Annotated in this window: 7 protein-coding genes, 1 tRNA gene and 1 pseudogene; 6 read left to right on the forward strand and 3 right to left on the reverse strand. The window is 69.8% G+C overall.

Annotated features, from left to right (window positions below; genetic code table 11):
• Window positions 1-186 precede the first annotated feature (186 nt).
• From VFZ20_RS00205 to VFZ20_RS00215, 3 genes are all read right to left on the reverse strand, one after another.
• Window positions 187-597, reverse strand: coding sequence for a hypothetical protein (locus VFZ20_RS00205; RefSeq protein WP_329681790.1), 411 nt, complete (start codon window positions 595-597; stop codon window positions 187-189).
• Window positions 594-2,609 carry a hypothetical protein gene (locus VFZ20_RS00210; protein WP_329681791.1) on the reverse strand — a complete coding sequence of 672 codons (2,016 nt, stop codon included), beginning with the start codon at window positions 2,607-2,609 and terminating at the stop codon, window positions 594-596. The genes VFZ20_RS00205 and VFZ20_RS00210 overlap by 4 nt, the downstream gene beginning before the upstream one ends.
• Before the next feature lie 332 nt (window positions 2,610-2,941).
• Entirely contained in the window at window positions 2,942-4,519 is a 1,578-nt protein-coding gene (locus VFZ20_RS00215) for a L,D-transpeptidase family protein (RefSeq protein WP_329681792.1), read from the reverse strand.
• 210 nt (window positions 4,520-4,729) lie between these two features.
• Here VFZ20_RS00215 and VFZ20_RS00220 point away from each other — a divergent pair.
• The 6 genes and pseudogenes from VFZ20_RS00220 to VFZ20_RS00245 form a co-directional block, all read left to right on the forward strand.
• Window positions 4,730-4,812: transfer RNA gene (locus VFZ20_RS00220), tRNA-Ser, on the forward strand.
• 150 nt (window positions 4,813-4,962) lie between these two features.
• Window positions 4,963-5,907, forward strand: coding sequence for an HNH endonuclease (locus VFZ20_RS00225; protein ID WP_329681793.1), 945 nt, complete (start codon window positions 4,963-4,965; stop codon window positions 5,905-5,907).
• A gap of 2 nt (window positions 5,908-5,909) precedes the next feature.
• Window positions 5,910-6,236: a nucleotide pyrophosphohydrolase gene (locus VFZ20_RS00230; protein ID WP_349264043.1), complete on the forward strand. Its 327-nt coding sequence runs from the start codon at window positions 5,910-5,912 to the stop codon at window positions 6,234-6,236.
• Between the two features lie 366 nt (window positions 6,237-6,602).
• Window positions 6,603-8,099, forward strand: coding sequence for an ATPase domain-containing protein (locus VFZ20_RS00235; RefSeq protein WP_329681795.1), 1,497 nt, complete (start codon window positions 6,603-6,605; stop codon window positions 8,097-8,099).
• Between the two features lie 11 nt (window positions 8,100-8,110).
• On the forward strand, window positions 8,111-8,488 hold the full coding sequence (locus VFZ20_RS00240; RefSeq protein WP_329681796.1) for a response regulator transcription factor: 378 nt from the start codon (window positions 8,111-8,113) through the stop codon (window positions 8,486-8,488).
• A gap of 55 nt (window positions 8,489-8,543) precedes the next feature.
• Window positions 8,544-9,090: pseudogene (locus VFZ20_RS00245) on the forward strand (hypothetical protein); the annotation flags it as partial.

The following is a 9,090-nucleotide window of genomic DNA, read 5'->3' on the forward strand; positions in this document are numbered from 1 at the left end:
AATTGACCCTCGGGAATGCACTATAACGCACAATATCGAGATCGGGAGACATCCGAAGCTCCCCCCCCGCAAACGGCGCAAGATCGGGTTCTCGGATCTTTAGCCTGGACTCGGTAGAGCTACGGTGCTACGCTGGCGCGCATGGATATGGCCGGGCCGCTTTAGGCGACCCGGCCATATTGTCTGCTAAGTGCGGGAAGGAGCCGTGATTTCCGTTCGTGCCCACGGCACCTCGAGGAAGCGCGGCCGGTGCCGCGCGATGTTCTGCGGCGGTGCCAGCAGGTCCCGGATCTGCCCCTCGATTCCCAAGACCACCCGCCGCGGCGTGTCGTCGCGCAGCGGGATCACCCAGACCTCCCGCCAGCTCCCCCGGCGGGGCACGCCGTGCTGGAAAACCCGGTCGGCTACCCCGGCCCTGGATTCAGGGCGCACCGCCGAGCCCACGTACGCGAGCCGGCCAGATCCGTCGCATGCCATGTAGATGCCCACCCCGGCGCGCAAACGCCGGAGCCGCTCCAGCGGGATGGCGCGCGGGTACAGACCGCGCCGCCACCCGCCCGCCAGAGCCGCCGCGCCGCGATAATCGTGTTCGTTCACGGGGCCTCCGGCTCGAACAGGTCCCCGTCGTCCAGGTCGTCCTCGGGGGCGAGGCCCGCCTGCGACGACATGCGGTTCAGCGCCGCCCAGAGGGTCAGGCGGTCGGCGTCCTCCCGGAGCATCCGCGCCATCGCTTCGGCGGTTCCCCACGGGATGCCCTCGGTCTGAACGAGGGCCACGCCGTTCTGCGTGATCTGCGCCATCTCCGCCAGAAGGGACTGCACGGTTTCGGCGGCAGCCCTGGCACGACCGACAAGCCGCTCAAGACGCTGCCGGTCCGTCAGCACGGTGGGATCCGGCTCATCCACACCCGCCTGACGCTCGGTGCCCGCAGCCCTCTGGGCCGGCCACGTCTCACGGAGGTAGTTGTCGTCGACGGTCTGGAAGCCACCGCCGCCGCGGTCCAGCAGGGCCCCCGTCTCGTCCACCTTGCGGATCGTGGGCGACTTCACGGCCGGCGGAGCAGCCCGGCCATCCACGATCGCCCGGTGCAGTTGGAGCAGCCCGTGCCTGCTCACGAGCAGCGCGCGGAGGACGGCCGACCCAGCGCGCGAATCGTCGAACAGCTGCTTCGACTCGCGGGTGTCCCGCCTGAGCGCGCGCTGCTGCACGAGCCAGTAAGCGGCACGGATGCCGAGCTCAAGCCGCTCAGGCCCGACGTCCGCAGGAGCCGCTTCGAACTCCGCCAGCGCAGCCGCGAGCAGCTCGTCCGGCGTGCGTTCCGGTCCCCTGCGGGGGAGGCGCCGGTAGTCGCTGGTGATCGTGCGCTGCAGGATCGAGCGGATCGACCGGACCTCGGTCGCCGGGTAGTCGCTCCGGAACGCACGCATCATGAGCTCAGCGGCGATCTCAGGCTTGTCGTGCCGGCCGAGCTTCTGCTTGTCGCGCACGATGCGGTACGCAGCCGACACCGCGCGCGCATGCTGGGGATCGAAGATCACTCGGGCGATGTGCAGCGCGCGGATGTCGGCATATGCCCGCTCGCCACCCACATCCGCCGGCGCGACGAGGCCCGCCAGGTACTGGCGGTAAGGACGCTCGATGCGCCCGTCTTCCTCCAGGCGGTCCAGCACGGCGTCCGCGATCTCGTCGATCTGCGAGCCCGCCGGCCACGGCTTCGGGGGCGAGACGTGGATGCCTGCCACGATGGACCGCACCGCGTCAACGACGCTGATCGTCTGCCGCGTGCGCACGGGCTGCACGCCGAGCAGTATCCTCGCGTGGTAGCGCAGCGCGCGATGAGCCGCCGCCGCCTTTTCCGTGATCTGGCTCGTGGGCAGATCCTGAGCGTTCGCGCGACGGCTGATGAAGTCGTTCCACTCGCGCGGGCCGGAGCGGGGATGCTTGTAGACCGCATCGGTCGCCGAGCTGCCCACCAGGACCTGGCAGTGCGCCGTTCGGGTGCTGCCATCCACCGCCACGGGGGCGTAGGCCGGAGCGGACCCGTCCCGGTGCCGGAACTCGGCCATGATCGCGGTGATCGGCTCCAGCACGCGCTCCGTCGCGATCTCCTCTCCTAGGTCGGGGTTGAAGGTGCGGACGAACTGCGCGGCGTCCTCGATCTCGCCGGCGACGTGCTGAGGGTCGTCTCCGCGGTAGACGAGCATCGGAGAGCCATCGCCCGCCGGCTCCATGGCCAGCGGCGTCCGCACGGTGGACCTGCCGTCCCTGGCGGCGACGGGATACGTGTTCCGCTCGTTGCGACGGGGGTTGTTGGGGTTCACCGCCACAGCGGCGGTCCACATCTCAGCGACGATGTAGGTGACATCGCCGTCCGGGATCGGCTGCGTCAGCGGCGCGTCGAGAGCACGGCGGACCGCTGCGGGGTCAACGACAGCGCGCGCGAGCGCCTGTGCCGCGCCGGGGGCAAAACTGAAGTTCGCCTCCAGCTTCTCAGCAAGGGACCGCCGCGCGGTTTCCTTGGGGACGTGGACATCTTCGAGGGGACGCGCCTCGAGATCCAGATCAGGATCGGGCGCTTCGGAGGGGTTCTGCTGCGTTTCGTCAGACATGGTGTACTTTCGGCGAACAGGCGGCCCGAGGGGCTCCAGCCTCTATGGCCGGGCCGCCCGATGGTGGAATCGGGGGCCAGGCATTCGCCGACCACCCGCGCGGCAATCCGGTGTACAACCGGCGCAGCCGCTCCGGCAGCGAGCTCGCACGCATCCAGACTTAGACCTTTCAGAAGTCGCGGCCGTGGCCGAGCTTCATCGTGGGCCGTCGCGCCTCATGCGTCCCCTGAGTGGGGCGGCACGGGTCGCGCTGGAGCGGGGGATACTCCGCTGTGGTGACCCAATGTAGCAGTTCTCGCTCGGAGAGGGAAGGGGGCTCCGTTGCCGTCCTTTCAGGGCGTCGTCGTCGCCGGACGCGGTTGAGAAGCGGCGGGCTGCGTAGTTGCCGGGCGCGGCTGCGCCGTCGCCGTCGTCGGCTGGCTCGCGGCAGGGGTCGTGGTGGCGGGCTGCGTGGTCGCGGGTCCCGGCTGATTCGCGGCAGGCTGATTCGCAGCGGGATGATGCGCGCTGTCCGTCGCGGGGCGCGGCGTGGTCGCGGCGGGCGCGGGACGCGCGGCGGCCGAGTCGCGGCGCGCGGTATCCGGCGCGGCGACCGCGCGGGCGGGGCGGCGCGGATCGGGGACGGCGGCCGCGGCGGAATCCGCGTCGCGGTAGCGGATCTCGCGAAAGGCCACGGGCGTGCCCGGCGCCACGCGCGTGCTCAGGAACGTCACATCCCAGTTGGTGAGCCGCACGCAGCCCGCGCTCTCCGCGTAGCCGATGGTCTCCGGCGACTTGGTGCCGTGGATGCCGTAGTGCGGCGCGCTCAGGCTCATCCACACGCGGCCCACGGCATTGTTGGGCCCGGGCGGGATCATGGCGCTGGGCCGGTCGTCGGGGACGTGGGCCAGCAGGCGCGGCTGGTAGTTCCACCACGGGTTGGGATGGACGGCCGTCACGCGAAAGTCGCCGTTGGGCGAGGGGTCCACGCTGCTGCCCAGCGTGGCCGCGAAGTGGTACAGGATCACGCCCGCGGAATCCAGCGCCTGCAGGTAGTTGCCCGAGCCGCTGACGATGATCTGCCTGATGACCCCGCGCGGCGCCGCGGCCGTGTCGCGCACCTGCGGCACGTTCAGCGTGTCGCCGGCCGCGACGGAATCCAGCTTGACCCCGGGATTGAGCCGCGCCAGGAGCGGACGCGTGGTCTGGAACGTCTCCGTGAGCTTTTCGCCCAGCGACTCGTAGCACGAGCAGCGCAGCCGCGCGTGCTCGTAGATGTCCGTGGGGATCTGCACGAACGGGCCGCGCACGTCGTCCGCCGTCAGCACGTGCCGGCGCACCGTGGGGCCGGCGCCGGCCAGCTGCGCCAGCCGCGCGTACGTCACCGAGTCCACGGCGCCCGTGATGGGCAGCCCCTCGCGCATCTGCATCCAGGAGACGGCGTTCTGCGTGTTCTTGCCCCAGCGCCCGTCCAGCATGCCCGCGCTGAAGAAGGCGCGGTTCAGCAGCACCTGCACGTGCAGCACCGAGGGCCCGCTGTGCCCGGCGCCCACGGGGATGCGGTACGTGCCGGAGTTGGCGGTCGCGGCGGTGATGTCTTCCCACCGCTCCGTCGCCGGCCCCGCCGCGCCCGGGCCCGTGTCCGCCCGTCCGGTGGAGGGGGCAGATGCGGTGGGCCGGGTGCTCGGCGCGGGGGCGGGCGGACGGGCGGACGCGGGCTGCGTCGCCGGGCGCTGGGCCGGCGTCGCGGGCTGCGCGGCCGGGCGCCGGTTGGCGGGCGGCTGGGCGCGCATGGGCTGCAGCGTGCCGGGCTGGCCGGCGGCGGGCTGCGTCTGCCGCCCGGTCTGTGCCTGCGCGGATGCGCCGGGCGGGCAGACGGCCAGCACGGATACGACGAGCGCCGCCCGTGCGGCACGCATCAGATTCGTCATTCGTTCAGGGGGAATGCTTCGAGAGACATCACCACGCGTGAGACGGCCCGTACGGGCCCTTGGCTGCTGAAGATAACCCTGCGTCCCGGCGCGCAAAAGGGTTCCTCACGGTGCGTACGTCCGCCGCCGCGCATCGTTCCCGTTGACGGAAGCGCGTGGAATCACGAAATTTGGCCGCTCGTCCGCCGCGTTCGTCTGGATGCGGCGCGGGGAGGGATGGCAGAGTGGTTGAATGCACCGGTCTTGAAAACCGGCGGCCGCAAGGCTCGTGGGTTCGAATCCCACTCCCTCCGTTCCTTGGGTCAGCATGAATCCCAGTGCCTGGCGACACGCCGGGCACTGGGATTTCTCTTTTCCGGGTCTGGCGATGTCACACGCCACCAACTAGTGTTTCGATACTTTTGCGCCACCTGTGGAACACTCTGTTGTGAACGTAACCGATCATGAGCCGTCGTGCCCATGTTTTTCCTACAGATCGTTCCTGGTTCGACTTTCTCACCAGAACTGGCCCGCACCAAGAAGTAAACTTCTGGACGCCCAAGCCCTGGAAGGGGCGTTTCGGTATCCTCTCTCCGGGCGACCTGCTGCTGTTCCGGCTGAAGGCACCACTGAATGTAATTGCTGGTGGTGGTGTATTCGCGCACTACGTCGAGTACCCGCTCGACACCGCTTGGGAAGAGTTCGGGATTCACAACGGAGTTCCGACACTCGAGGCACTGGAGGTAAGCATTGGGAAGCTGAGGCGCGAGTCGGGCGTCACCGCTGCTGGACCGCGCATCGGCTGCATCATCCTCACGGATCCGTTCTTCTGGCCGGAGGACCTCTGGATGCCGGTTCCGGAGGGGTATCCGCAGAATGCTGTTCGCGGACGCGGCTATGATCTTTCGGGTGAGGGCCGCGAGTTGTGGCGCGGGCTTGTTGAGCGGTACGTGAATGGGGACGTCAACGTGGCAGGAGTACAAGAGGTAAATCTGGATCCCCTTCCCGGTGGGTTTGGCGATCCCATTCCGCGCAGGCCCCGGTTGGGCCAGGCTGCTTTTCGCGCGGTTGTCATGGATGCGTACCAAAGACGGTGTGCGGTTACCCAAGAGCGGGCGCTCCCAGCGCTGGACGCTGCGCACATCCAACCGTTTGGAATGTCCGAGGTTCATCACGTCCGCAATGGGCTGGTGCTCCGGGCTGACATTCATCGCCTGTTCGACGCCGGATATCTGACAATCACTCCCGGCTATACCGTAGTCGCAAGTTCCCGTCTCCGCACCGATTTCGGTGATGGCGGGGCGTATCTGGAGTTGCAGGGCGCTCAAATCAACCTCCCGGCACGTCCCGGACAGCACCCCGACCCGGGGCTACTCCGGTGGCACAACGAGAATCGGTTTCTGGGGTGACGATGACGGAAGATGCGATACGGTCTCTTCAGCGCGAACTCAGCGCGTTTGCGGCGGAGCGCGGGTGGGAATGCTACCACACTCCCCGCAACCTCGCCGCGCTGATCTCCACCGAAGCCGGAGAGCTCCTTGCGCTATTTCGCTGGGACCAGGATTCCCTTGCGGAAAGGCCGCACGCGGTCCGCCATGAATTGGCGGATGTATTCCTCGGGGTGCTGCGGTTTGCGGATGTTGCGGGGATTGACATCGCCGCGGCGGCGCGGGAAAAAATCGATATCAACCGCGGCAACTATCCGTTGGGCAGCACATCCCCTGATCGTGGGGGGTGATCAACCGGTACACAGACGGCCGCTACTCAATACTTCCTCCGGTCGAGCGCAACTGAAGGAGCAACGTTGCGCTCCCTTTGTCGCTCGCGGGCGCAGGAACTTGTTTTCGGGAAAGGGCCATTGTCGTCCTTGTTTCCTGGGGCGAGGTGACGCTCTCCCGCGCGGCGCGTCTTGCCGTGTCGCGCATTGCTGATCATTGCGTAGTGTGCGGCGCGGAGGATGGACGGGGCAGAAGCGCACATACCGCGAACGCTGACCCCGGAAAGGAGCGGACTCTGCACCTCAGGGAGGAAGCGTTCTTGCGGTCGGGGCCGCGGGTCGAAGGCGCGGGAAGAGGCCGCGCACAATTCAACAGGACACCTCGGAATGGACGAGCACAGGCGGGGCGGGGAAGGGAGAAGGGCGGCGGGGGCGGCGCAGGTTCCCACGGGCGTGCCGGGGCTGGACCGCCTGCTGAACGGGGGCCTGCGCCAGGGCGGCCTGCACGTGGTGCTGGGCGGCCCGGGCCGGGGCAAGAGCGTGCTGGCGCACCAGATCGGCGCCAACCAGATCCGCGCCGGCGGCAAGGTGCTGTACCTCACGGCCCTGGTGGAAACGCACCAGACGCTCATCTCCCAGGCCCGCACCTTTGACTTCTTCGACCCCGGCGTGGTGCCCGGCTCGTTCTACTACGCCAGCCTGTACGCCATGCTGGCCCGCGGCGGGCTGTCCGCCGCCCGCGAGGAGATCACCCGCCTGGTGGCGCACCACGGCCCCACCCTGGTGATCCTGGACGGGGTGCACGCGCTCAAGATGGCCGCGGCGGACCCGCTGGAGTACCAGCGCTTCATGCACGAGATGGAGGCGCAGTCCGCCGTCACGGGCGTCACCACGCTGCTGCTGGCCCATCCGCCGGAAGAGGGCGTGGACGCGGACCCCACGTTCACCATCGCCGACGCCATCTTCCAGATGGACTTCGACGCGGTGCGCCTGCGGCAGGTGCGCACCTTCGGCGTGACCAAGATGCGGGGCGTGGCCCACATCGGCGGCTGGCACACCTTTCGGATCACGGGCGAGGGCATCCACATCTACCCCCGCGCCGAGTCGCTGGCCGCCCACATGGAGATGCGGCTCTCCGGCTCCGTCCCCGACGACGGGGCCGAGGGCCGGCTGGACTTCGCCATCGAGGGGCTGGACGAGATGCTGGGCGGCGGCGTGGGGCGCAACACCATCACCCTGGTGGTGGGGACGCCCGGCTCGGGCAAGACGCTCAGCGGCCTGGCGTTCCTGTGCGCGGGGGTGAACGCCGGCGAGCCCGGGCTGCTGCTGGGCTACCACGAGCTTCCCGGGACCCTCGTGGCCAAGGGCGAGTCCGTGGGCCTTCCCGTGCGCCGCGCCGTGGAAGAGGGCCTTCTGCACGTCTACTGGAAGGCGCCCGTGGAGCTCCTGGTGGACCAGGAGATCGAGCGGCTGCTCGCGTACGTGGAGCGGCACGGCATCAAGCGGGTGGTGGTGGACGCCGTGGAGGACCTGGTGCACGGCGTCATCCCCCGCGACCGCGAGCTGTCCGTCCTCACGGCGCTGGCCAACCTGCTGCGCGAGCGGGGCGTGACCACCGTGCTGCTGCAGGACCTGCCGCGCATCGTGGGGGTGAGCTTCGAGATGCCCATGGCGGAGCTGGCGGCCGTGATGGACAACGTGCTGCACCTGCGCTACGTGGAGCAAAAGGGCGAGCTCAGGCGGCTCGTCGCCGTTCTCAAGGTGCGCGCGCGGGCGCACGACCACCGGCTGCGCGAGCTGCACGTCACGGAGGCGGGGCTGCGCGTGGGCAAGCCGTTTGACCACTCGGAGATGGTGCTCACCGGGCTGGGGCTTCCCCGCTGACCCGGCACGACGTGGACACCCGCCCCCGCATCCTGGTCGCGGACGACGAGCCCGCCATCACGGCGCTCATCGCCCTCATGCTCACGCACGCGGGCTTCGAGGTCGTGCAGGCCAGCGGCGGGGTGCAGGCCGTGTCGCTGGCCCGCGAGCAGGCGCCCGACCTGGTGCTGCTGGACGTGATGATGCCGGACCTGGACGGGCGGGACGCCTGCAAGGTGCTCAAGATGGACGCGCGGCTGCGGGACGTGCCCGTGGTGCTGTTCAGCTCCGCGGACGAGCAGGACGTGCACTGGCGGGGCGCCGGCGCGGAAGGGTTCCTGCAGAAGCCGTTCAGCATCCGCGAGCTCCCCGACCGGGTGCGCCGCTACCTTTCCTCTCCTTCCGACTGACCGTTCCCCTGCCCATGCCACGCGTCGTCCACCGTCTCCCGGCCGGGACCGCTTGATGTCCGACGCCAGGTGGGACCGGGTGTACCGGCTGATCGACCAGATCCGCGCCCTGGAGCAGGACCGCGCGCAGGCGGCCGGCGACGACCGGGCCCTGGCCGACCGGATGCGCCGGGAGCTGCGGCGGTACGAGCAGCACCGCGACCAGCTGGCCCCGCCGGACCGCGAGCGGCTGCTGGACTTCATCGTGGACGACCTGGTGGGGCTCACACACCTGTACGCGCCCGCGCCCCCCGCCGCCGTGGCGGAGGCGCCGGATGCGTCCCGCGCGCTGCGCCTCGTCCTTGACGCGGGGCGCACCCTGGCCGAGTCGCTGGAGTACGAGTCCGGGCTGGACCGCCTGGCGCGGCTGTGCGTGGCCTGGTTCGCCGACGCCTGCGCCGTGCACCTGGTGCAGCCCGCCGCGCGGTGCGTGGCGAACGTGGGCCGGGGCGCGGCCTCGTCCGGGCTGCTGGCCGCCCTGGGCGCGGACCCGCTGGACGCCGACCGGCCGGATCACCCCGTGGCGGAGGCCATCCGCCGCGGCGCGCGCGTGGACGTGCCGG

It is taken from the genome of Longimicrobium sp., assembly GCF_036280135.1.
Lineage (GTDB): Bacteria > Gemmatimonadota > Gemmatimonadetes > Longimicrobiales > Longimicrobiaceae > Longimicrobium.